General features: G+C 31.0%; 26 protein-coding genes. 16 read left to right on the plus strand and 10 right to left on the minus strand.

The annotated features are described in order from the left end of the window. The first annotated feature begins 18 nt into the window (after positions 1-18). The 5 genes from ABWP78_RS05765 (at position 19) to purD (ending at position 6,132) form a co-directional block, all read left to right on the plus strand. Positions 19-1,134 carry a DUF1972 domain-containing protein gene (locus tag ABWP78_RS05765; RefSeq protein WP_353169828.1) on the plus strand — a complete coding sequence of 372 codons (1,116 nt, stop codon included), beginning with the start codon at positions 19-21 and terminating at the stop codon, positions 1,132-1,134. Positions 1,135-1,180: 46 nt separating this feature from the next. Then, a complete protein-coding gene (locus ABWP78_RS05770) occupies positions 1,181-2,395 on the plus strand; it encodes an O-antigen ligase family protein (RefSeq protein WP_353169829.1) in 1,215 nt (404 codons plus the stop codon). 5 nt (positions 2,396-2,400) lie between these two features. Next, positions 2,401-3,384, plus strand: a complete 984-nt coding sequence (locus tag ABWP78_RS05775) for a UDP-glucuronic acid decarboxylase family protein (protein ID WP_353169830.1) — start codon at positions 2,401-2,403, stop codon at positions 3,382-3,384. 1 nt (position 3,385) lies between these two features. Beyond that, on the plus strand, positions 3,386-4,738 hold the full coding sequence (locus tag ABWP78_RS05780) for an exopolysaccharide biosynthesis polyprenyl glycosylphosphotransferase (protein ID WP_353169831.1): 1,353 nt from the start codon (positions 3,386-3,388) through the stop codon (positions 4,736-4,738). Between the two features lie 122 nt (positions 4,739-4,860). Then, positions 4,861-6,132 carry a phosphoribosylamine--glycine ligase gene (gene purD / locus ABWP78_RS05785; RefSeq protein ID WP_353169832.1) on the plus strand — a complete coding sequence of 424 codons (1,272 nt, stop codon included), beginning with the start codon at positions 4,861-4,863 and terminating at the stop codon, positions 6,130-6,132. A 15-nt stretch (positions 6,133-6,147) separates the two neighbouring features. On the opposite strand, the gene ABWP78_RS05790 is transcribed toward purD, so the two are convergent. Beyond that, positions 6,148-6,381, minus strand: coding sequence for a DUF6341 family protein (locus tag ABWP78_RS05790; protein ID WP_353169833.1), 234 nt, complete (start codon positions 6,379-6,381; stop codon positions 6,148-6,150). Positions 6,382-6,425: 44 nt separating this feature from the next. On the opposite strand from ABWP78_RS05790, the gene ABWP78_RS05795 reads away from it, so the two are divergent. Next, positions 6,426-7,352, plus strand: coding sequence for a DUF6427 family protein (locus ABWP78_RS05795; protein ID WP_353169834.1), 927 nt, complete (start codon positions 6,426-6,428; stop codon positions 7,350-7,352). On the opposite strand, the gene upp is transcribed toward ABWP78_RS05795, so the two are convergent. Further along, positions 7,347-8,000 (minus strand): uracil phosphoribosyltransferase, encoded by a 654-nt coding sequence (gene upp / locus ABWP78_RS05800; RefSeq protein ID WP_353169835.1) that lies wholly within the window; start codon positions 7,998-8,000, stop codon positions 7,347-7,349. The two genes, ABWP78_RS05795 and upp, sit on opposite strands and share 6 nt — an antisense overlap. 69 nt (positions 8,001-8,069) lie before the next feature. Here upp and ABWP78_RS05805 point away from each other — a divergent pair, with 69 nt between their 5' ends. Both ABWP78_RS05805 and ABWP78_RS05810 read left to right on the plus strand, forming a co-directional pair. Beyond that, positions 8,070-8,675: a DUF4254 domain-containing protein gene (locus tag ABWP78_RS05805; RefSeq protein WP_353169836.1), complete on the plus strand. Its 606-nt coding sequence runs from the start codon at positions 8,070-8,072 to the stop codon at positions 8,673-8,675. Continuing rightward, on the plus strand, positions 8,676-9,710 hold the full coding sequence (locus ABWP78_RS05810) for a glycosyltransferase family 9 protein (protein ID WP_353169837.1): 1,035 nt from the start codon (positions 8,676-8,678) through the stop codon (positions 9,708-9,710). Positions 9,711-9,770: 60 nt separating this feature from the next. Here ABWP78_RS05810 and ABWP78_RS05815 read toward each other — a convergent pair whose 3' ends face one another. Continuing rightward, complete coding sequence (locus ABWP78_RS05815; RefSeq protein ID WP_353169838.1) at positions 9,771-10,040, minus strand: hypothetical protein; 270 nt, start codon at positions 10,038-10,040, stop codon at positions 9,771-9,773. Between the two features lie 99 nt (positions 10,041-10,139). After that, complete coding sequence (locus ABWP78_RS05820; protein ID WP_353169839.1) at positions 10,140-11,192, minus strand: 2Fe-2S iron-sulfur cluster-binding protein; 1,053 nt, start codon at positions 11,190-11,192, stop codon at positions 10,140-10,142. 135 nt (positions 11,193-11,327) lie between these two features. Between ABWP78_RS05820 and ABWP78_RS05825 the strand changes: the two genes are divergently transcribed. From ABWP78_RS05825 to ABWP78_RS05845, 5 genes are all read left to right on the plus strand, one after another. Then, entirely contained in the window at positions 11,328-11,660 is a 333-nt protein-coding gene (locus ABWP78_RS05825; protein WP_353169840.1) for a PadR family transcriptional regulator, read from the plus strand. Positions 11,661-11,782: 122 nt separating this feature from the next. Continuing rightward, entirely contained in the window at positions 11,783-12,283 is a 501-nt protein-coding gene (locus tag ABWP78_RS05830) for a hypothetical protein (protein ID WP_353169841.1), read from the plus strand. Position 12,284: 1 nt separating this feature from the next. Then, positions 12,285-12,977: a hypothetical protein gene (locus tag ABWP78_RS05835; protein WP_353169842.1), complete on the plus strand. Its 693-nt coding sequence runs from the start codon at positions 12,285-12,287 to the stop codon at positions 12,975-12,977. An 80-nt stretch (positions 12,978-13,057) separates the two neighbouring features. Next, positions 13,058-13,597 carry a hypothetical protein gene (locus tag ABWP78_RS05840; RefSeq protein WP_353169843.1) on the plus strand — a complete coding sequence of 180 codons (540 nt, stop codon included), beginning with the start codon at positions 13,058-13,060 and terminating at the stop codon, positions 13,595-13,597. Next, the gene (locus ABWP78_RS05845; protein WP_353169844.1) at positions 13,594-14,292 is read left to right on the plus strand and encodes a hypothetical protein; all 699 of its coding nucleotides are present in this window, start codon (positions 13,594-13,596) and stop codon (positions 14,290-14,292) included. The genes ABWP78_RS05840 and ABWP78_RS05845 overlap by 4 nt, the downstream gene beginning before the upstream one ends. 88 nt (positions 14,293-14,380) lie before the next feature. Here ABWP78_RS05845 and ABWP78_RS05850 read toward each other — a convergent pair whose 3' ends face one another. After that, positions 14,381-14,893, minus strand: coding sequence for an acyl-CoA thioesterase (locus tag ABWP78_RS05850; protein ID WP_353169845.1), 513 nt, complete (start codon positions 14,891-14,893; stop codon positions 14,381-14,383). 66 nt (positions 14,894-14,959) lie between these two features. Further along, positions 14,960-15,940 (minus strand): HU domain-containing protein, encoded by a 981-nt coding sequence (locus ABWP78_RS05855; protein ID WP_353169846.1) that lies wholly within the window; start codon positions 15,938-15,940, stop codon positions 14,960-14,962. A gap of 145 nt (positions 15,941-16,085) precedes the next feature. On the opposite strand from ABWP78_RS05855, the gene dprA reads away from it, so the two are divergent. Then, positions 16,086-17,192 (plus strand): DNA-processing protein DprA, encoded by a 1,107-nt coding sequence (gene dprA, locus ABWP78_RS05860; protein ID WP_353169847.1) that lies wholly within the window; start codon positions 16,086-16,088, stop codon positions 17,190-17,192. 177 nt (positions 17,193-17,369) lie between these two features. On the opposite strand, the gene trpS is transcribed toward dprA, so the two are convergent. Then, positions 17,370-18,341, minus strand: a complete 972-nt coding sequence (gene trpS / locus ABWP78_RS05865; RefSeq protein ID WP_353169848.1) for a tryptophan--tRNA ligase — start codon at positions 18,339-18,341, stop codon at positions 17,370-17,372. Positions 18,342-18,462: 121 nt separating this feature from the next. On the opposite strand from trpS, the gene ABWP78_RS05870 reads away from it, so the two are divergent. Beyond that, entirely contained in the window at positions 18,463-19,197 is a 735-nt protein-coding gene (locus ABWP78_RS05870; RefSeq protein WP_353169849.1) for a lysophospholipid acyltransferase family protein, read from the plus strand. Positions 19,198-19,227: 30 nt separating this feature from the next. On the opposite strand, the gene ABWP78_RS05875 is transcribed toward ABWP78_RS05870, so the two are convergent. Both ABWP78_RS05875 and recA read right to left on the minus strand, forming a co-directional pair. Next, on the minus strand, positions 19,228-19,635 hold the full coding sequence (locus ABWP78_RS05875; RefSeq protein ID WP_353169850.1) for a hypothetical protein: 408 nt from the start codon (positions 19,633-19,635) through the stop codon (positions 19,228-19,230). Positions 19,636-19,713: 78 nt separating this feature from the next. Next, a complete protein-coding gene (gene recA / locus ABWP78_RS05880) occupies positions 19,714-20,718 on the minus strand; it encodes a recombinase RecA (RefSeq protein WP_353169851.1) in 1,005 nt (334 codons plus the stop codon). A 184-nt stretch (positions 20,719-20,902) separates the two neighbouring features. Here recA and trhO point away from each other — a divergent pair, with 184 nt between their 5' ends. After that, positions 20,903-22,273, plus strand: a complete 1,371-nt coding sequence (trhO, locus tag ABWP78_RS05885) for an oxygen-dependent tRNA uridine(34) hydroxylase TrhO (RefSeq protein WP_353169852.1) — start codon at positions 20,903-20,905, stop codon at positions 22,271-22,273. 61 nt (positions 22,274-22,334) lie between these two features. On the opposite strand, the gene ABWP78_RS05890 is transcribed toward trhO, so the two are convergent. After that, positions 22,335-22,562, minus strand: coding sequence for a helix-turn-helix transcriptional regulator (locus ABWP78_RS05890; RefSeq protein ID WP_353169853.1), 228 nt, complete (start codon positions 22,560-22,562; stop codon positions 22,335-22,337). Positions 22,563-22,687: the final 125 nt, after the last annotated feature.

Here is a 22,687-nt window from a genome sequence, read left to right on the forward strand (position 1 = left end):
TTTCAATAATTCATTCAAATGAAAATAGGAATTTTAGGAACCCGAGGCATACCCAATAATTATGGAGGATTTGAGCAATTTGCCGAATTTTTCGCCACGTATGCCGCAAAAGAAGGTCATGACGTGTTTGTGTATTCACCTCATAATCACACCTATTCAGGGGAAACATTTGAAAAGGTAAATTTAATTAAATGCTACGATCCGGAACATAAAATCGGAACAGCGGGTCAATTTATTTATGATTTAAATTGTATTTTAGATGCTCGAAAAAGAAATTTTGACATCATTTTACAATTAGGCTACACCAGCAGTGCTTTTTGGTATGGATTACATCCAAAAAACAGCGTAGTAATTACTAATATGGATGGGTTAGAATGGAGACGAAGTAAATACAATAAACCCGTTCAAAAACTTTTGAAGATTGCCGAAAAATGGGCGGCTACAAAAAGCGATTATTTAATTGCAGATTCCTTAGGTATTCAAGAGTATCTTTTAAAAACGCATAGCAAGGAAAGTGAATACATTGCTTATGGCGCACATAATTTTGATACGCCAAACGAAGAAATTATAAATAGTTATAAAGTTGAAAAGTATAATTTCAACCTGATTATGGCACGTTTCGAACCAGAAAATAATTTAGATATGGTTTTGGAAGGGGTGTTGTTAAGTAAAGATGAAAAACCAATTTTAGTTATTGGAAATCACAACACAAAATATGGGGACTACCTAAAAACCAAGTTTGCATCTTGCAAAAAAATACAATTTTTAGGAGCGATTTATAATTTAAATCATTTAGATAATTTAAGATATTTTTCAAATTTATATTTTCATGGTCATACAGTAGGCGGAACGAATCCGTCTTTATTGGAAGCGATGGCATCACAAGCATTAATTGCTGCACATCGTAATCATTTCAATCATGGTGTTTTGAAAGAAAACGCGTTTTATTTTGAAAATTCATTAGATGTTAAAAAAATACTTGAAACAATTAAAAAAATTGATAACTTGCAGTTTGTAAAAAACAACTTTGAAGCCATCGCAAATAATTTTAATTGGAACAAAATAAATGAACAATATTTACAGTTTTTTAGCAAATGCCTGGCAAGAAATTCTAAAGGAGCAAAAGTTAAATAAATCTTTTTTACCTTTTTTGCTTATCCTCATTACATTGCCAACTATAATGGCAATTAATAATGTTAGTACTGCGATTTTTATTTTTTCTGTTTTGTTTTTTAATAGAACAAACAAAATTTCATTTAACGTTACTTTATTATTTCCAATAGTACTATTTATTTGGATGGCAAGTTCATATTTTTGGTCAATTGATAAAGCGGCAACAATACCAGCTATTTACAAAGAAATCTTTTTGTTATTAATTCCTGCGGCTTTTTTAATCATGCGGCCGTTTAATAAAAATCAAGTTTATAAATTAATAAAATATTATAGCTATGCAATGGTGTTTTATGCAGGTTTTTTTCTATTAAGAGCATGGATTAGATATATGATTTCAGGAGACCAAAGGGCTTTTTTCTATCATGGTGAATACGACAATGATTTTGGATTGGTACCAAAATTACTAAACGCAATACACGTATCTGTTTACATGGCTGTGGCATTTTTTTACTTCTTAAATCAGGAAATAAAAAAGAAGTTTGATATCATTTGTGCCGCTATTCTTTTTGGATTTATTTTTTTACTATCTTCTAAAAACATAATTATAGTGTTTGTGTTCTTAATTGGACTTCATTTTTTTTATTTTTCAAAATCGTCAAGCAAAATGCGTTTGAGAAATTTATCCATTTTAACCCTAATTTTAGTAGCTGTATTTAGTTTTAGTAAAATAAAAAATAGATTTTTAGTCGAATTTCAATCCAACACCAACACCAGCGTAAGCCATAGCGTTTACAATGAGGCAGATGAAGGCGTTAATTATGTAAGCATATATGAAGCTTGGAACAACGAGACATTTTCACAGGGTGATTATTTTCCAGGTACTGCTTTCAGGGTGTATCAATTCCGAATGTTTTTAGAAATTTTTAGTGAAGAACCTTTGTTTTGGAAAGGATTAGGTTTAAATGCTTCACAACCTAAACTTATAGAAAAAGAGAAAAAATACGAGCTTTATCCAGGATACGGATTGTTTAATTTTCATAATCAATATGTTCAAAATTTTGCCGAACTTGGTTTCATAGGTTTTTTAGTTTTGATTACAATTTTAGCTACTAATATAAAAAATGCATTTAAACGTAAAGATTTTATACATATTTCTTTTGCTATTCTAATCATAAGCTTATTTTTGACAGAATCTTTTTTGTGGAGACAAAGAGGCGTTTTGTTTTTTGCCTTTTTTTATTGTTTATTTAACACGAAAGTAAACCCACAATTAGAAAAATAAATAAAATGAAAAGAATATTAATTACAGGAGCTGCAGGATTTTTAGGTTCTCATTTGTGCGATCGGTTTTTAGCTGAAGGCTATTTTGTTATGGGAATGGATAATTTAATTACGGGCGATTTAAAAAATATAGAGCACTTATTTAAAGAAAAAAACTTTGAGTTTTATCATCATGATATTACTAAATTTGTTCATGTTCCTGGTAATTTAGATTATATTTTGCACTTCGCTTCTCCAGCAAGTCCAATTGATTATTTAAAAATTCCAATTCAAACCTTAAAAGTAGGCTCTTTAGGAACTCATAATTTATTAGGTTTGGCTAGAGTTAAAAAAGCAAGAATATTAATTGCTTCTACTTCTGAAATATATGGTGATCCATTAGTACATCCACAAACAGAAGAATATTACGGAAACGTAAATACCATTGGTCCACGAGGCGTATATGATGAAGCCAAACGTTTTCAAGAATCAATTACAATGGCCTATCACACGTTTCATGGTGTGGAAACCCGAATTGTCCGAATTTTTAATACTTACGGACCAAGAATGCGATTAAATGACGGTCGAGTTATTCCTGCATTTATTGGTCAAGCGCTTCGAGGCGAAGATTTAACGATTTTTGGGAACGGAAGTCAAACTCGCTCATTTTGTTACGTTACAGATCAAGTAGAAGGTATTTATAGATTATTACTTTCCGATTACCATTTACCAGTAAATATTGGAAATCCGGATGAAATTACTATTTCTGATTTTGCTGAAGAAATAATTAAATTAACAGGTACCAAACAAAAGGTCATTTATAAAGAATTACCCGTAAACGACCCAATGCAACGCCAACCGGATATTACTAAGGCTAAAGAAATTTTAGGATGGACAGCTAAAGTAAAAAGAGAAGAAGGCATGAAAATTACCTACGAGTATTTTAAATCACTTTCACCAGAAGAATTAGCAAAAGAAGAACACAAAGATTTCTCAAAATACATTTATTAGTTTGAAGCCAAAAAAAGGAAGATATTCAGGATTTATTAGACCTCTAATTACTTTTATAGATTTATTATTAATAAATCTTTTAATTTTAGTTTGTCTTCGTTCCGCTATGAGTAATTTTGGCTATCATACTATTTTATCGGTATCTTGGATTGTTGTTTCATACTATTCAGGATATTATGAAGTGTATAGGTTTACTAAAGAAATTACAATTTTAGGAAAACTTCTTAAGCAATTTATTTTTATAAGCTTAATTACGTTCGCATACGTTGGTTATAAATATAAATATGTAACTCCAGATGAAGTATGGAATTATATTATTTTTTCCTTCATTTCTGTTGGTTTTGTTAAGTTTTCAATATTTTTTCTGCTAAAAAAATACCGATTATTATATGGTGGAAACATAAGAAATGTTATCATTTTAGGGAACGGAAAAGATGTAGAAGAATTGAAAACATTTTTTTCTACCAATCCAAATTATGGATATAATTTAATGCATGTTTTTAGTCTAAAAATAAATAAAAAAGAAGAAATTAAAGCGTGTTACGATTTTGTAACTAAAAACAATGTAGATGAAATTTACGGCTCATTAAACACGCTCAATAGTACCGATTTACAAGGATTAATACATTTTGCAGATAACAATCTTAAAACCATAAAACTGCTACCAGATAGCAAAAACAGAATGTTACGCAATCTAGCAGTAGAATACTATGGCTATGTGCCTGTTATTTCTTTAAGAACCATACCTTTAGATAAAATAATTAACAAAAGATTCAAACATTTTTTTGATGTTGTGTTTTCATTACTCGTTATTTTATTGCTTTTATCGTGGTTAGCTCCTTTAATAGCAATAATAATAAAAATAGAATCCAGAGGGCCAGTTTTCTTTAAACAAAGAAGAAATGGGTTGAATTATAAAGAGTTTAATTGTTATAAATTTAGATCTATGCGATTAAATTCAAAAGCTGATTTAGAACAAGTTCAAAAAAACGACCCAAGAGTAACTAAATTTGGAAAAATATTACGAAAGTTTAGTCTTGACGAGTTGCCACAATTTTTCAACGTAGTATTAGGAGATATGTCGGTAGTAGGACCAAGACCTCACATGGTTAGTCACACCGAAATGTATGCTAAAAGCGTTGATAAATTTATGGTTAGGCATTTTATAAAGCCAGGAATTACCGGTTTAGCACAAATAAATGGCTGCAGAGGAGAAGTAGAAACAGAAAAAGATATTGTAAACAGAGTGAAATTCGACATTTTTTATTTAGAAAATTGGTCTATTTTATTAGATTTAAAAATTATAAATAAAACAGTCATTAACGCCATTAAAGGCGATGAAAAAGCGTATTAACTCAAATTCTTCATTTTAATTCCATAAATTGAAGGAGCAAAAATAAATTTCTTATAAAAAACCTTCTTATTTTTTAATTAAAGAGACTATTTTTGCACCAATAAAAAACAACACACACCATCATGAATATTTTACTATTAGGATCTGGCGGAAGAGAACACGCTTTTGCTTGGAAAATGACTCAAAGCCAGTTATGCAAGCAACTATTTGTAGCACCTGGAAATGCAGGAACCGCAAAAATTGCAACAAATATTTCAGTAAATCCAAACGATTTTGAAACAATCAAACAATTTGTTTTGGAAAATGCTGTAAAAATGGTAATAGTAGGCCCTGAAGACCCTTTAGTAAATGGTATTTATGATTTCTTTAAAAACGATATTCAAATTTCACATATTCCAGTAATTGGACCTAGTAAATTAGGTGCACAATTAGAAGGAAGCAAAGAATTTGCTAAAGAATTTTTAGTAAAAAATAATATTCCAACGGCAAAGTATGAAAGTTTTACTTCTGAAACCGTAGAAAAAGGATACGCATTTTTAGAAACTTTATCTTCACCATATGTTCTTAAAGCAGACGGTTTAGCCGCTGGAAAAGGCGTAGTAATTCTAAATGATTTACAAGAGGCTAAAAACGAATTAAAAGCAATGCTTGTCGATGCAAAATTCGGTTCAGCAAGCGCAAAAGTAGTAATTGAAGAGTTTTTAGATGGAATTGAATTAAGTTGTTTTGTGCTAACTGATGGGAAAAACTATAAAATATTACCCACAGCAAAAGATTATAAAAGAATTGGTGAAGGAGACACCGGCTTGAATACAGGCGGAATGGGCGCTATTTCTCCAGTTCCATTTGCAGACGCTACTTTAATGCAAAAAATCGAATCGCAAATTGTGATTCCTACCATTACGGGTTTAAAAAATGACAATATTGAATACAAAGGCTTCGTATTTATCGGCTTGATAAAAGTGGGCGACAATCCTTTTGTGATTGAGTATAACGTAAGAATGGGTGATCCAGAAACAGAAGTCGTTATTCCAAGAATAAAAAGTGATTTAGTTGCTTTGTTTGAAGCAGTTGCCACTGAAAAATTAGCAGATTTTGATTTGAGTTTAGATGAAAGAACGGCGGCGACTGTTGTTGTTGTTTCGGGCGGTTATCCTGAAGCATTCGAAAAAGGGAAAGAAATTTTTGGTTTAGACCACAAAACAGATTCTTTAATTTTTCATGCAGGAACTAAAGAAGAAAACGGAAAAATTGTATCTAATGGCGGAAGAGTGTTAGCAGTAACTTCATTCGGGAATTCATTTATAGAGGCCACAAAAAAATCTTATCAAACCATAGAAAATCTAAAGTTTGATAAGATGAATTATAGAAAAGATATAGGGTTCGATTTATAATCGAATCTTATGCTTTTATTTTGTTAAGAATGAATGTGCAGTGGTGTCCTGATCGTCAGCTCCAGACTTTTTGAAAAGCTGTAATTGTTTTGTCCAGTAAAATGCAAAATAACAACAAGTACAAATAAATACCCAATTGATAATATTTGCTCCCCACCAATTTGTTAATTCTAAACTTCTTAAAAAGTCCATTGGTACAAAAAGTACTTCAACAAATAAAAATTGTATTGCTTCGAAAAATGCTTTCATTTTTTTATTATTATATTTACACTACAAAAATATAAAATATCTTTATGATTGCAAGTCTTTTTAGTAAAACTCGACCAATAAATTACGCATTAGTATTAATAATGTTGTTTTCTTGCTTTTTTTTGTACCAATTTCAGGTTCCAAATGAAAATTTTACTTCAGGTGATCTGTTTTCCAAAATTATTGTTTTTCTATTGCTTTTGTTGTCATTTTTTTTAGTGAATTTCATTTCACTTAAAAACACTTTAACACAAAACGATAATTATGCAATACTTTTGTTTTTTGTATTTATATTATTATTTCCATCGGTACTAAATAACATTAAAATTGTGCTATCAAATATGTTTTTGTTATTGGCTTTACGAAGGTTAATTTCTTTAAAAACATTAAGCTCATCAAAGGAAAAAATATTTGATGCTTCTTTCTGGATTTTCCTTTCAGCTATTTTTCATTTTTGGAGTATTTTGTATATTATTTTGGTTTTTATTTCTATGATTTTTCACTCAGGGAAAGAATATAAAAACTGGATTTTACCATTTGTGTCATTTCTTTGTGTTTGGATTTTATATATTGCCACTAGTTTATTTTTATTTGACAACTATTCCATTAACAAGGCTGTTTTTCAGGTAAGTTTTAACTTTTTTGAATTTAAAGACGTGTATCAAAACATGGCTTTGTCTTTATTTGTTTCTATTGGTGTAATGTTTTTTGTTTCTCAAACATTCGACTATCAAAACAAACCTTTAAATATGCAGTCGTCTTATAAACAAGTATATTTTGCTTTTCTTTTAGCTGTGGGTATTTATGTTTTTTCAGCGAATAAATCTAATGATTTACTAATGTATACTTTTGCGCCTTTATCTATTTTAGGGGCAAATATGTTTGAAAAAATGGAAAACTCTATTTATAAAGAAGTGTCTTTATACTTGTTGTTAGGCATTGGCTTGTTTTTCTTTTTTGTTCAATTATAATTTGTTTCCATACGCTAAATCACCAGCATCACCTAAACCGGGGATAATATAGTTTTTTTCATTTAATTTTTCGTCTAATGAAGCTACCCATAAATGGCAGTTTTTAGGCAAATTTTCTTCCAAGTATTTAATGCCTTCAGGCGCAGCAATAACAACAGCAATATGAATTTCTTTTGGTTGATGCATAGCTAAAATTTTATTTAAAACCGCCACTAACGACTGCCCAGTGGCTAACATCGGGTCTACCAAAACTAATGTTTTATTATTCATGTTAGGCACAGCTTGGTATTCCACCAAAATATCGAAATTTTCATCCGAATTATAATGATTTCTGTAAGCTGAAATAAAACCATTTTCTGCTTCATCAAAATAATTTAAAAACCCCTGATGAAGCGTTAAACCAGCTCTTAGTATAGAACATAACACAATTTTGTCTCCAATTTCTGTAGTATTTTTAATGCCTAACGGAGTTGTAATAGCGATGTCACTATATGTTAGTTTTTTACTAATTTCATAAGCCATAATTTCACCAATACGCTCCATATTTCTTCTGAAACGCATGCTGTCTTTTTGAATGGTTACTTCTCTAAGTTGCCCTAAAAAATAATTTAAAATACTGTTTTCTTCGGAAATATAATGAATGTTCATGTGAGATATTTTGTAATTTGTGGTTAAAAGTACAAAAAATCCTTATTTTTGTAAATTAAAATAGAAACTATGTTTGCAGAATTTGCCTTTCCCATTTTTGAACAATCTATTAAAGCGTATCATATTATTGATGATGTGTATCAGCCGGTATTAAATCCGTACGAAAAAGGTTCAGTTGAACATTTATTGTATGCTAAAAATTGGATAGATACAGTGCAGTGGCATTATGAAGATATTGTGCGCGACCCAAATATTGATCCTTTTGCAGCGTTAGATTTAAAACGAAAAATTGATGCTTCTAACCAAGTCAGAACCGATATGGTAGAATATATTGACGGTTATTTCTTGCAAAAATACGCACACGTTCAAGTGAAACCAAATGCTAGAATTAATACCGAAAGTCCAGCTTGGGCAATGGATAGATTATCTATTTTAGCTTTGAAGATTTACCACATGAATGAAGAAGCTACTCGTGAAGAAGCCACTGCTGAACACCGAGCAAAATGTCAAGAAAAATTAAATGTATTGTTAGATCAAAAAAACGATATGTTTATTTCCATTAGTCAATTAATTGAAGATATCGGTAATGGCGACAAATTTATGAAGGTGTATAAACAAATGAAAATGTACAATGATGCGGATTTGAATCCAGTTTTGTATCAAAATAAAAAATAAATGTCTTCACACATTTTAGTTATTCGGCTTTCAGCTATGGGCGATGTTGCTATGACAGTTCCTGTACTGAGAGCTTTTTCTTTGCAATATCCCAACGTAAAAATTACCGTTGTTTCTCGTCCGTTTTTCAAACCTTTTTTCGATGATATTGAAAACACAACTTTTTTTCCAATTGATTTAAAGGAAAGACATAAAGGTTTTTTAGGACTTTTGCGTTTGTTTTCCGATTTACGAAAACTGAATATTGACGCCGTTGCCGATTTACACAATGTATTACGATCAAAAATTATAAGAACACTATTTGCTTTGAATGGCAAAAATTTAGCTGCTACAGATAAAGGCAGACAAGACAAAAAAGCCCTTACAAAATTAGCCATTAAAACCATTTCTCCAACAAAAACAATGTTTGATAGACATTGCGAAACGTTTGAAAAATTAGGTTTTCCTTTACATTTAGAATCACCTACATTTCCAGAAAAAGTTATTTTATCTGACGAATTAATAAAAATTACTGGGACAAAAGAAGAAAATTGGATAGGAATAGCACCTTTTGCTCAATACGAAAGCAAAGTATACCCAATAGATTTAATGCAACACGTAATAGATGAATTAGTCAAAAACGATTCAAATAAAATTTTATTATTTGGTGGCGGTAGCGAAGAAATTAAGAAACTAAATCAGCTAAAAAACAATCACGAAAACGTACTTGTTTTAGCCGGAAAAACCAATTTAAAAGAAGAATTAGCCATAATTTCTAATTTAAATGTAATGTTATCTATGGATTCTGGAAATGCGCATATTGCCGCTATGTTGGGCGTAAAAGTGATTACCCTTTGGGGCGCTACACATCCATTTGCAGGATTTCAACCATTCCATCAACCAGATGATTTTTGTCTGACTTCAGATAGAAAAAAATATCCATTTTTACCCACTTCGGTATATGGAAATAAAAAAGTAGTAGGCTATGAAAACGCAATGCGAAGTATTTCTGTGGAAAATGTTGTTGGAAAAATTAATTTTGTTTTAAACCATTAAGGAATTAAGAAAATTAAGTTTTATGCTTAATTTTCTTAATTCCTTAATGGTTTAAAAGACTCACAAATAAACCTGATTGTCTTTACAAATTTCTAAAATATAACTCTTTAAATTAGAAATAGTTGCTTGATAATTTGGCGCTTCATAACCAAAACGGTCGTGTTCCATTTGCTCTTTTTCAACTTCATTACAACCCATTATAATTTCCCTAATAATATCTAACAAAATAAGTTGTTTGCCTTGTTGTTTATCAAACTTATAATCAACAATTTCATCTTGTAATTTTTCGCAATATTCAGGCAACTGCATAACTTCTGGTTCGTCCAACAAGTCGCTATTTTTTTGAACATTTCGTATAATTTTTTCAAGGGTTTGAAATTTTTATCATAACAAGACTTTAGACTTTATGACATTAAAACTTTAGACTATTTAAATATCATCAAAATCAATTTTAATTTCAGAGGATGTTGGCACAGCTTGACAAGCTAAAACCAATCCTTCAGCCACTTCATTGTCTGTTAAAATTTGGTTTTTCTTCATAGTAGCGCTTCCTTCTGTCACTCGACAAATACAGCTGCTACAAATACCACCTTGGCAAGAATAAGGCACGTCTAAACCTTGTTTTAAAGCTGCTTCTAAAATGGTTTGTTGTTGACTCATTTCAAACGAAACTTCATCAGCATCTACTGTAATTGAAATAGCCGTGTGACCTTCATTTCCAGACACAACTTTGTTTTCTGATGCAGTTGAAGTGCCAAACAATTCAAATTTAATGTCTTTTTCAGCTACATTGTTTTCTTTTAAAGTCGCCGTAACTACTTGTATCATTGCTTCAGGCCCGCACAAATAAAACTTAGAAAAGGTTTTATCGGAATGTTTGTTTTTTAAAACAGTATTTACAACATTTTTGTCAATTCTACCAGATAATTCGCCAGCAATATTGGCTTGACTATACACAAAATTCACAAAAAATCGACCTAAATTTTTTAGTTGAAGCGCCTTTAATTCCTCGTGAAATATAGTTTCCGATTCGTCTTTGTTGCCATAAATTAAAACAAAAGTACTATTTGGTTCTTCTTCTAAGACACTTTTTGCAATCGATAAAACAGGCGTAATTCCGCTACCAGCAGCAAAAGCGGCATAGCTTCTTTGGTGTTCTAGTTTGGCTTCAAAAATAAATTTTCCTTCAGGAATACTGACTTCTAACAAATCACCAACAGCTAATTTTGTGTTGGCAAACTTGGAAAAAGTACCGTTTTTTACTTCTTTTACTGCAATACGCATTTCATTGCTTTTTGGTGAAGAACAAATAGAATAAGCTCTACGAAGTTCTTTCCCATCTAAAGTTAGTTTTAAAGTTACATATTGCCCAGCTATAAATTGGTAAGCTGATTTTAATTCTTGTGGAATATTAAAAACGATTGAAACCGCATTTTTTGTTTCTCGTTTGATTTCTTTTATGGCTAATTTATAAAAATCCATGTTTGTTTTTTTACAAAAATACTATTTATTAAGAATATAAAAGTTAGAGAAAAGAAAAAAAAACAAAAAAATATACTTAAGAATGTTATGCATAAGAAAATTATGTATATATTTGCTTTTGAAATTTTAACTAAAATGAAAAACTCACAATTATATAAAGGCAGTTTGAATACCATTATTATGAAGCTTTTAGAAGAAAAAGGCAGAATGTATGGCTATGAAATTACGCAAAAAGTAAAAGAAATCACTAAAGGCGAATTGAACATTACGGAAGGCGCATTATATCCTGCTTTGCACAAATTAGAAGCCGATGGCTTATTAGATGTTGAGGTAGAAAAAGTAGATAATCGTTTAAGAAAATACTATAAACTTACCGAAAAAGGCACCACAGAAACTGTAAACCGTTTGTCTGAATTGGAAGAATTTATCAAAAATATGCAAACCATTGTGAATCCTAAACTAGCATAAATATGAATCTAACACTCGAAAACATTAAATTCATAGATAATTATCTAAAAAATAGTGAAGTCATTTATTACGACATTCGTATGGAAATGCTCGACCATGTGGCAACCGCAATAGAGCAAAAAATGAATTCAGAACAACTTGATTTTTATGATGCTTTCAAAGATTATATGGCTGTTCACAAAAAAGCTATCTTGAAAAATAATAAAAAAGGGCATGATTACTCTTGGGAACCTATCAAGCAGTTTTTGTTGTTTTTAGTATCCCCTATTATTTTAGTTTTTGGTGTATTCTTATTTTTATTTTTTAATTATTTTGATATCATTCGGATTTTTACTCCAAATTTTGAATTTAAAGAAATGGTTATTTCGCTAATTCTTTTTCTGTTTGCTTTTCAATTTTTTTATTTTAGGTATTATCTAAAAAAAAGATTTTACAGGGTTGAAAAAACCGGAAGCATACTCGCTCTCATTTATTGGCTTCAGCTTCTTTTTCTTCGATATCATGAAATGGAAACTATTTCTAAAACAACTTTGTTTGTTTTCTCGTATTTACTTTTTGGTTATGTTGCTTATTTTATTCAAGAACTAGTGAAATTTCACAAACATCGATATAATTATATTTAGTATGAAATTAACTATCGAACAAATAGCAAAAATAGACGAAACTTTAGTGTTGAACGGAGTTGTTTATGACGACATAAAAATAGAACTGACGGACCATATTGCTTCAGATATTGAAGAAGTAATGATAAACCAAGATGTTGATTTTAAAACAGCATTAATCAATTCTTTTGATAAATGGGAAGCACAGCTAAGACCAGCTTCAAACGCGTTTTGGTCACCATTTTGGTTAAATGGCCCCAAATTATTTATAGATAAATGGGTTAAAGAATCAAAAAAGCAATCTTTCTATTGGTTGTTATTAAGTGTAGTTATTACTTTCACAACAGTTTGGATAATAATGCAAAATAAATCAAATAAGTTTTTAGTCCAATTGGAACAAGGATATGAAATACTTTTAATTGTGTTAATTGTATTTTTATTTATCGGAAGGTATTTGGTCTACAAATCTGAAACCAAAACAATTTTCAGTTATATGTTTAATGTTCATTGTGTGGGTTCAGTTCTTATTTTGGCAATCCAATTAATTTGTATAGAATTCGATTGGTATTATATTTTTGCGATGAATCAAAAGTTTACTATGAATCGATTATTTTTCAATGTTTTCCAAAATATTTGGTATATTGTTTATTCAATTTATTCGTTTTATTTTTTATACAATCATTTTCAATTCGAAAGGAAATTATCTAAAGTTTAAACTATGAAACTAACCAACACACAACTCGACTATATTGACCGTTTTTTAGAACAGCACCAACTCGATTTTTAGATTTTAAATTGGAGTTAAAAGACCATTTAGCGACTGCAACCGAAGACATAATGGAACAAAACAAATTGTCTTTTGAAGAAGCATTTCTGATGGCAAGTCAATTATGGAAAACGGAGTTACAAGTTAAAAAATATTGGTTAATCAGTAACGAGCGGTTATTTCCTTGTTTTGTAATTCAGAAAATAAAATATAAAGTAGCTTTTCATTATGCTTTGGTTTTGTTAGCGTCGCTAATTTTTAGTTTCTTTTTTACTTTTTCTAAATCAAATGAAAATATTTTGCTATTCAAATATAGTGTTGGATTTTGTGGCATTGTCTATTTTCTGTTGCGACGAATTATGAATAATAAAAGCGTTAAAACTAGTTTTCGATTTCATTTTGATTATTTTCATTTCCCAGTTTTGTTGGTGTTTTTTTACTTTATAATTTTCCAAATTTCGTTTACTTATGCTTATTTTATTGGATTTTTAGTCTTAGCTAATTTTCCTTTTTCTGCTTATTATTTCGTAAAACACCAACAGTTTATTAAAAAATATAAATTGATATGAAACTAACCCCCGAACAAATAGACCGCTTATACCAATTCACGCGTCAACATTATGTGGAATACTACGATTTGCAAACGGAATTAGTAGATCATTTGGCTAATTCTATTGAAGCACAATGGCAAGAAAACTCAAAAATTTCATTTGAAGATGCGTTGCAAAAAGAATTCAAAAAGTTTGGTGTTTTTGGGTTTATGGATGTAGTAGAAAAACGTCAAGCGGCCTTAAACAGAAAATACAACGGAATCATTTGGAATCATTTTAAGACATTTTTTACAATACCTAAAGTTATTTTAACAACTACGTTAGTTGGGATAACCTACTTTTTTTTAAATATCTCATTATATAAAGCAGATGTTGTACTTATTGCTTTTGTAATTATTATTTTAAGCTTTTATTTCTTTATCATATATTTTGCAAATAAAAACAAAAAAGCAAATGCCGCAACGCAAAAAAAATGGCTATTAAAAGAAATTATTTTGGGACGTTCTTCTATCGTTGGAATGATTTATTTACCAATTCAAATTATGCTGCATTCAGAAAAAGTGTTAGAGAATTCTCTTGGTGTATTAAGTATTAGTTTTCTTCTCGTTTCTTTGATATTAATAGAATACATTATGGTTGTAGAAATCCCTAAAAAAGCAGAAGCGTATCTAAAAGAAACCTATCCCGAATATGCTTTAGTAAACGCAAATTAAATTCTGATTTTGTCATTCTGAACTCGTTTCAGAATCTCAGTTGGAGTAGAGAAACTGAAACAAGTTCAGTTTGACAAACGATAAAATATTATTCTATAAACAACGCTCGTAACTCCGTTGCTTCACTGGGTTTCATTTTTCCTGCCAATACCAAGCTTAATTGTTTTCTTCTTAGCGCTGCTTCAAAACGTTCAATTTCTAATTCGGTTTGTGGTTCGATAGCGGGAACCGAAACCGGTCTACCTGTTTCGTCAACGGCAACAAAAGTATAAATGGCTTCGTTGGCTTTATTTTTTATGCCTGATTCTCTATCTTCAATCCAAACATCAATAAAAATTTCCATAGAAGTATTGAAGGTTCTCGATACTTTAGATTCTACCGTAACCACACTTCCTAAAGGAATGGCTCTGTTAAACGCCACGTGATTTACAGAAGCCGTAACGCAAATTCTTCTCGAATGACGACGCGCAGTAATACTTGCGGCTCTATCCATTCGTGCTAATAATTCGCCACCAAATAAATTATTTAAAGGGTTGGTTTCGCCAGGCAACACTAAATCGGTTAATGTTGTAACGGAATCTGAAGGATATTTGTTTTGCATTATTTTTTTTACAAAGATACTAACTCTGATTTAAAAAAAGGGTATAAAAAAATCCCAAAATTTGGATTAGTCTATTAGCAACCAAGCGTCAACGCTATCTTTTGCTTTTATTTGAATTTTTAAATTTTGAGCTTCAGTTAAATTAGAAAAACTACCAAAAGCTACAGGAATTAAACCGTATTTGTTTTCCGTCAATAAATGCGCTTCAAAACCTTTTGATATTAAATCATTCATAGTTTTAATCGCATTTTGTTTGCTTCTAAATGCACCTGCAACTACGTGGTATTTTTCGGTATGTGATGCTTCTAAAGTTAAATCAACAGCGTTTATTGGATTTGGAATCACAAAAGTAGCCTCTTGAAGTTTTTGATTTATTTTTTCTTGCACTGTTTTTTCAACGATACTTGTTTGCTGTTCTATTGTATAGTCAAAATACATTTTGTAACCATACGTACCTGCAGAGGCAAAAACAGCCACAGCTGCAGCGTATTTCATCCAGTTTTTTGTACGATTTTTTCCATTTAAAGGAATAACTGGCGTTTCTTCTTCCACTGTAGTATCAACTGAAACAGGTTTTTCAATTTGAGGCGCAACTTCTGAAGTATTCTCAGTTTGAATTTGATTTTCTCTTGCTATTTCTGGCGAATTAAAACCAGCCAACCCAAAAGAATCTGTCAAATAATTAATTGCTGTATTCGGCTTGAAAACAAAATTATGTTCCGAATTTGAAAAAATTTCACCAATATTTTCTAATACCAAACTTTCTTTATTTTCTAATTTTTCTAACCAAAAAACAACTTGAGTTTGAATTTTACTTACGGCGTTTTCGTAACTAATTTTTTCTTGTAATGCGATATGATTGGCCAATAGACCATCATTGTTTTTTATATGAGAATTAAAAGAAATTACTTTTTTCGGCGGTACAAACGAATTTTGAGCCGCAATAACTTGCGCAGATTGCCATTCGCATAAAAACGCTCCAAAACCCGGAACGCCTACGCATTGGTATCTGTACAACAATTCTGAAATGTATTTTTCTATTTTCATCTATGCAAAATTAAGTATTCAAGCCCAAAAACAAAATTTTATTAACAATTTTTATTAACAATTTAAAAAATAAATTTTCTTCGTTTTGCGGTTTTTTATAAAATTACTAAAAAAATAAATATATTTGTAGGATATATTATACGCCATGTTACATAACGAATTATTACACACGCTCGCACTCTTAAAAGTGGAAGGAATTGGTGATGTTGTTGCCAAAAAACTAATTAAACAATGCGGTTCTGCCACTGCAGTTTTCCAAACCTCTAAAAAAGCATTTGTTGCCATTGACGGCATAGGTGATTATCTCTACAAAAATTTACAAGAAAAAAAGATTTTTAATTGGGCGGAAAACGAACTTCGTTTCATCGAAAAAGAACAAATTTCTTACACTACATTTGAAGATGATTCGTATCCAGAACGCTTAAAGCATTGTGCCGATGGTCCAACTGTTTTATTTCAATCGGGCGCTATTAATTTACAAAATAAAAGAGTAATAAATATTGTAGGAACCCGTCAAATTAGCCCTTATGGAGTCGCATTTACCAATTCACTTTTAGAAGATTTAGCACCATTGAACCCAATTATTGTTAGTGGTTTTGCCTATGGAGTTGACATTGTGGCTCATCAAGCGGCAATGCAAAATAATTTACAAACTATTGGAGTTTTAGCTCACGGGTTGAATCAAATATATCCAAAATCACATAAAAAGTATATTTCTCAAATGGAGCAAAATGGCGGTTTTATGACCGAATTTTGGAGTACTTCAAATCCGGATAGAGAAAACTTTATCAAACGAAATAGAATTGTAGCAGGTATGTGCGAAGCTACTATTGTAATTGAAAGTGCCGAAAAAGGCGGCTCACTAATTACAGCTAATATAGCGAATGATTACAACAGAGATGTATTTGCTGTTCCGGGAAGAATTACCGATAAATTTAGCCAAGGGTGTAACAATTTAATAAAAACTCAGCGTGCCCATTTATTGAATAGTGTAGCTGATTTAGTATATATTTTAAATTGGGATATTGATACGAAAAAAGAAAGCAAATCCATCCAAAAACAACTGTTTGTTTCCTTAACAGAGGATGAACAAAAAATTTATGATTATTTAGTAAATAAAGAAAATGAATTGATGGATATTATAGCATTAGATTGCGATTTTCCTATTTTTAAAATTTCATCTTTATTATTAAATATGGAGTTAAAAGGCGTTATTAGACCTTTGCCAGGTAAGTTGTTTGAAGTGGTGTAGGTTTTAGTCGAAAGTCATAAAGTCGTAAAATTGAAAGAACAGACACGGAATTTAAAGCCATATAATTACACAACAGTAACTAATTTATACAATTATCCTAATTTTTTTAAAACACAGATTTCACAGATTAGCACGAAACTAATGTGTGAAATTTGTGAAAATCTTTGTAAAAAAACACTACGTAAAGCCAAGTTTTTCTCGTACTCTTTTTAATACGCCATCTGCTACTTTACCTGCTTTTCCAGCTCCTTCAAAAAGTAATTTATCTACTTCTTCAGGGTGGTTTATGAAGTAATTATATTTTTCTCTTTCGGTTTTAAATTTTTCAGTTATTAAATCAAAAAGCGCTTGTTTGGCGTGTCCAAAACCATAATTTCCAGCTAAATATTTGGCTTTTAAATCTGCTGTTTCTTCTGGCGAAGCTAATAATTTATATAAACCAAACACATTACAAGTATCTGGATTTTTTGGTTCTTCTAAAGGTGTGCTATCTGTTTCAATGCCTTTTATTTGTTTTAATAAGGCTTTATCATCCAGAAAAATATTGATAAAATTATTTCGAGATTTACTCATTTTTTGCCCATCTGTTCCAGGGATTAGCATAGTTTCTTTGCTTGTTTTTCCTTCTGGTAACACAAATGTTTCTCCCATTTGATGGTTAAATCGTGAAGCCACATCTCTTGTAATTTCTATATGTTGCATTTGATCTTTTCCAACAGGCACAATTTCGGCATCGTATAATAAGATATCGGCCGCCATTAGCATCGGATAAGTAAACAATCCTGCATTTACATCTTCTAATCGGTCGGCTTTGTCTTTAAACGAATGGGCTAATGTTAAGCGTTGAAAAGGGAAAAAACAACTCAAATACCAAGATAATTCTGCAGTTTGTGGCACATTAGATTGTCTATAAAACACGACTTTATTGGTATCTAATCCACACGCTAACCAAGCGGCAGCTGTGCTGTAGGTGTTTTGTTTTAGTTCGGTTCCGTTTTTTATTTGCGTAATCGAATGCAAATCGGCAATAAATAAAAACGATTCATTCTCAGGATTATTTGCCATTTGTATAGCCGGAATAATCGCACCTAATAAATTTCCTAAATGTGGCGTTCCAGTGCTTTGAACGCCTGTTAATATTTTTGCCATTTTGAAAGTTGTTTTTGCAAATGTAAGTTTTTAAGTAAAAAGAGCCAAGTAAAAAGGTGCAAGTAAAAAGAATAAGTTTTTTAAAATTGTTTACTTTTGAAAATCGAATACTATCTGAGAAATGAAATTATTAAAATATCCGTTTTGGTTGCTTTACCGTATTTGGTTTTACCTATTGGTATTGCTGCCTATAATTGTGTTATTTCCACTTATATTAATTACTATTTTAAGCGAAAAAACATATTCTTTGTTTTTTAAAATCGCACGACTTTGGTCTCGAGTTATTTTAATTGGAATGGGTTTTAGATATTCTATAAAAGGCACTGAAAATTTTGAAACGGGTAAAAGTTATATGTTGGTAGCCAATCATACTTCAATGACGGATATTATGTTGATGTTGTTAGCTGTAAAAAATCATCCGTTTGTATTTGTAGGGAAAAAAGAATTGGTTAACATTCCCCTTTTTGGATTTATTTACAAACGTGTTTGTATTTTAGTTGATCGAGAAAACAGTAAAAGTCGATTTGCCGTTTTTGAACGAGCCCAAAACAGAATTCAACAAGCTTTGAGTATTTGTATTTTTCCTGAAGGCGGTGTACCCGATGAACGGTTGCTTTTAGATGAATTTAAAGACGGCGCCTTCCGAATTGCAATTGAACACCAACTCACAATAATTCCGATAACTTTTTATGATAACAAAAAACGATTTTCGTACACGTTTTTTAGTGGTTCACCAGGAAAAATGAGAGCCAAAATTCATCCACCAATAGAAACGATTGGAAAAACGATGGATGATAAATTTAACTTGAAACAAGAAGTTAGAGATATTATCTTATCAGAACTTAAAAATAATTAGCAAAAGAAAACGCCTAAAAAGGCGTTTTAATTATTGTACCACAACTGAAAATTCTTCATAAAGATTAACTCCGGCGGCATCTTTTCCTTTCCAAAATTTTAAAAGATAAGTTCCTGCAGTAGCTGGCTTAAATCTTAAAATTTGTGTTTGCAATTGGTTGAGTAACGGCAAACAGCCTTGTTCTTCTATCACATAATTTAGTATGGCAATAGTTCTTGTATTAACATCTTTAGTGTAATAAAAACCTTCAAAACCGTGACAACTAGAAGGTCTTGAATACGTAACTTCTATTTCATTTACGGTATTTGCAGTAAAGGTCGTCGGCAAAACTACCGTTTCCACAGGTACTAATTCTAAATGAACTCTCGGCCCATCAGGTTCTTGTGTACAAGATATAGATAGTACAAAAATACAGATAAGTGCTATTAGTTTTTTCATAATATAACTTTTTAAAAATTCCGAATTCTCAATTTGGGTTTAATCAAAAAACCATCCTAAAAAGGATGATTTTTTGTGTTATGCGTTTTGTTCCTTTAGGAACTCTTTAATTTTAACTTCTAATTCATCCATTAATTCTGGATTATCTTTTATCAATTGTTTTACACCATCTCTTCCTTGTCCTAATTTGGTTTCACCATAACTAAACCAAGAACCACTTTTCTTAATAATTTCAAAATCTACGGCTAAGTCTAAAACTTCACCAACTTTAGAAACACCTTCTCCGTACATGATGTCAAATTCTGCAGTTCTAAAAGGTGGTGCTACTTTATTTTTTACAATTTTCACTTTCGTTCTGTTACCAATAACACTGTCGCCATCTTTAATTTGCGAAGAACGTCGGATGTCAATTCTTATCGAAGCATAAAACTTCAATGCGTTTCCACCGGTTGTAGTTTCTGGACTTCCAAACATTACCCCAATTTTATCTCTCAACTGATTGATAAAAAATACGGTACATTTTGTTTTATGAATGGTTCCTGTTAATTTTCTTAACGCTTGCGACATCAAACGGGCGTGTAATCCCATTTTACTATCACCCATATCGCCTTCAATTTCACTTTTTGGTGTCAATGCGGCAACCGAGTCAATTACTACAATATCTACAGCACCAGAACGGATTAAACTTTCAGCAATTTCTAATGCTTGTTCTCCGTTATCAGGTTGAGAAATAATTAAATTATCAATATCAATACCTAATTTTTCTGCATAAAAACGGTCAAATGCGTGTTCTGCATCAATAAATGCGGCAATTCCTCCTGCTTTTTGTGCTTCTGCTATGGCGTGTAAGGTTAGGGTGGTTTTACCAGAAGATTCTGGTCCGTAAATTTCGATAATTCTTCCTTTCGGATATCCATTTACGCCCAATGCAATGTCTACGCCTAAAGAACCTGATGAAATGGTTTCTACTTCTTCTACAGCAGAATCGCCCATTTTCATTACAGTTCCTTTACCGTACGTTTTGTCTAATTTGTCTAATGTCAGTTGTAAGGCTTTTAATTTTGCTTCTTTTTCCGTGCTCATAATATTTAAATTTTCGTAAAAATACAGAAATTTTTTATTGCAACAAATTTTGTTTATAAGTTTCTTACTTAATTTTCTAAAAAAAATATTTTTATCTTTGTCCTCGAATTCTTCCATCTAGAGTTTGTTTATTTTTTTCTTTAAGATATGATTATCAAGTCTTTAACCTTAAAATGTTTATAGTATGCAACTGTACAACACCTTAAGCGCAGAAGAAAGAGCCAAGTTAATTGACCAAGCCGGGCAACGATTGACGCTTTCATTTTATGCGTATGCCAAAATTGAAAATCCAACACAATTTAGAAATGATTTGTTTTTGAAATGGAACAAATTAGATGCTTTAGGTCGAATTTATGTCGCCAAAGAAGGTATAAATGCCCAAATGTCTGTACCAGCAGAAAATATTGAGGCTTTCAGAGAAACGCTTGAAGTCTACGACTTTATGAAAGGCATTCGATTGAATATTGCCGTAGAACACGATGATCATTCCTTTTTAAAATTAACGATAAAAGTTAGACACAAAATTGTGGCGGATGGATTAAACGACGAAACGTTTGATGTAACCAATAAAGGCGTGCATTTAAACGCCCGAGAATTTAATCAAATTTTAGAAGATCCAAATACGATTGTAGTGGATTTCAGAAATCATTATGAAAGTGAAGTAGGACATTTCACGGGTGCGATTACGCCTGATGTAGAAACGTTCCGTGAGAGTTTACCCATTATCAACGAGCAATTAAAAGACTTTAAAGAAGATAAAAATTTAGTGATGTATTGCACGGGCGGTATTCGTTGCGAAAAAGCCTCTGCTTATTACAAACACCAAGGATTTAAAAACGTTTTTCAGTTAGAAGGTGGAATTATTAACTATGCCAAACAAATTAAGGAAGAAGGTTTAGAAAGTAAATTTATTGGTAAAAACTTTGTATTTGACCACCGTTTGGGCGAACGAATTACAGACGATATTATTGCGCAATGTCACCAATGTGGTGCACCTTGTGATACACACGTAAATTGTGCCAATGAAGCGTGTCATTTATTATTTATTCAGTGCGATTCTTGTGCCGAAAAAATGGAAAATTGTTGTTCTACAAGTTGTGTAGAAACCATTTATTTACCTTTAGAAGAACAAGAAAACCGCAGAAAAGGGTTAAAAAATGGGAACATGATTTTTCAAAAAGGGAAATCACCAGATTTAAAATTCAAACAAAATTCGGAAAGAAATATTTTTGAAGAAATCGCTCAAAAACCTGTAAAAGTTTCGGCGGTTACCCAAATTAGAAAACGAAAATTAACCACTGAAAGAAAAATATATATTGGGAAAGGCCAACACTATTTTACAAAGGCGCAAGTAGGACAATTTTTAATTGAACACCAAGAATTACAAACAGGAGATACGATTTTTATAAAAGGCCCTACAACTGGAAATGAGAAAATGCAAGTGGGTACTATGTTAATTAACGGTACAGAAAATATCGTAGCCAAACCTGGCGATAAAGTAACTTTTGTCGTACCATTTAAAATAAGAGAATCGGATAGAATATATAAAATATAACAACCAAATTACAAGAAAAAATTACCTGTTACGTTATAAAGATGTAGCAGGTTTTTTTGTTTTATTTTTGAGAAGATTGATTCAAATTGACATCATTAAAAAACGTAATATGATCAACATCAAGAATTGATAAAATTTTCATGAATAAATCTAATGAAATTGTTCTTTTACCGGTTTCAATACGACCATAATAACTTTGAGAGAGTTCCAGTTGGCTAGCAACATAATTTTGAGAATAATTTTTCTTTAAACGAAGTAATCGAATTTTTTCATTTATTTTTTTATCCATAAAAGTGTAGATTATTTTATTTAAGCAAACTTGGGTTATGCAACGTTATTAATAAAATTTTTATTAATAAAACCCGTTGTGCATTATATAAAAAGTTGCTCAAGTCATCAAAAATGACTAAATTG

The sequence above is a fragment of the Flavobacterium sp. genome (assembly GCF_040402955.1).
Taxonomy (GTDB): domain Bacteria; phylum Bacteroidota; class Bacteroidia; order Flavobacteriales; family Flavobacteriaceae; genus Flavobacterium.

Excerpts from the sequence above, each read along its gene's own strand:
- dprA (WP_353169847.1), top strand. The coding sequence starts at position 16,086 with ATGTTACATAACGAATTATTACACACGCTCGCACTCTTAAAAGTGGAA.
- ABWP78_RS05870 (WP_353169849.1), top strand. The coding sequence starts at position 18,463 with ATGAAATTATTAAAATATCCGTTTTGGTTGCTTTACCGTATTTGGTTT.
- ABWP78_RS05825 (WP_353169840.1), top strand. The coding sequence starts at position 11,328 with ATGAAAAACTCACAATTATATAAAGGCAGTTTGAATACCATTATTATG.
- ABWP78_RS05855 (WP_353169846.1), bottom strand. The coding sequence starts at position 15,940 with ATGAAAATAGAAAAATACATTTCAGAATTGTTGTACAGATACCAATGC.
- trpS (WP_353169848.1), bottom strand. The coding sequence starts at position 18,341 with ATGGCAAAAATATTAACAGGCGTTCAAAGCACTGGAACGCCACATTTA.
- ABWP78_RS05810 (WP_353169837.1), top strand. The coding sequence starts at position 8,676 with ATGTCTTCACACATTTTAGTTATTCGGCTTTCAGCTATGGGCGATGTT.
- ABWP78_RS05835 (WP_353169842.1), top strand. The coding sequence starts at position 12,285 with ATGAAATTAACTATCGAACAAATAGCAAAAATAGACGAAACTTTAGTG.
- ABWP78_RS05770 (WP_353169829.1), top strand. The coding sequence starts at position 1,181 with ATGGCAATTAATAATGTTAGTACTGCGATTTTTATTTTTTCTGTTTTG.
- ABWP78_RS05830 (WP_353169841.1), top strand. The coding sequence starts at position 11,783 with ATGAATTCAGAACAACTTGATTTTTATGATGCTTTCAAAGATTATATG.
- ABWP78_RS05845 (WP_353169844.1), top strand. The coding sequence starts at position 13,594 with ATGAAACTAACCCCCGAACAAATAGACCGCTTATACCAATTCACGCGT.
- recA (WP_353169851.1), bottom strand. The coding sequence starts at position 20,718 with ATGAGCACGGAAAAAGAAGCAAAATTAAAAGCCTTACAACTGACATTA.
- ABWP78_RS05850 (WP_353169845.1), bottom strand. The coding sequence starts at position 14,893 with ATGCAAAACAAATATCCTTCAGATTCCGTTACAACATTAACCGATTTA.
- ABWP78_RS05765 (WP_353169828.1), top strand. The coding sequence starts at position 19 with ATGAAAATAGGAATTTTAGGAACCCGAGGCATACCCAATAATTATGGA.
- ABWP78_RS05795 (WP_353169834.1), top strand. The coding sequence starts at position 6,426 with ATGATTGCAAGTCTTTTTAGTAAAACTCGACCAATAAATTACGCATTA.
- ABWP78_RS05775 (WP_353169830.1), top strand. The coding sequence starts at position 2,401 with ATGAAAAGAATATTAATTACAGGAGCTGCAGGATTTTTAGGTTCTCAT.
- ABWP78_RS05820 (WP_353169839.1), bottom strand. The coding sequence starts at position 11,192 with ATGGATTTTTATAAATTAGCCATAAAAGAAATCAAACGAGAAACAAAA.
- upp (WP_353169835.1), bottom strand. The coding sequence starts at position 8,000 with ATGAACATTCATTATATTTCCGAAGAAAACAGTATTTTAAATTATTTT.
- ABWP78_RS05875 (WP_353169850.1), bottom strand. The coding sequence starts at position 19,635 with ATGAAAAAACTAATAGCACTTATCTGTATTTTTGTACTATCTATATCT.
- trhO (WP_353169852.1), top strand. The coding sequence starts at position 20,903 with ATGCAACTGTACAACACCTTAAGCGCAGAAGAAAGAGCCAAGTTAATT.
- purD (WP_353169832.1), top strand. The coding sequence starts at position 4,861 with ATGAATATTTTACTATTAGGATCTGGCGGAAGAGAACACGCTTTTGCT.
- ABWP78_RS05790 (WP_353169833.1), bottom strand. The coding sequence starts at position 6,381 with ATGAAAGCATTTTTCGAAGCAATACAATTTTTATTTGTTGAAGTACTT.
- ABWP78_RS05805 (WP_353169836.1), top strand. The coding sequence starts at position 8,070 with ATGTTTGCAGAATTTGCCTTTCCCATTTTTGAACAATCTATTAAAGCG.
- ABWP78_RS05890 (WP_353169853.1), bottom strand. The coding sequence starts at position 22,562 with ATGGATAAAAAAATAAATGAAAAAATTCGATTACTTCGTTTAAAGAAA.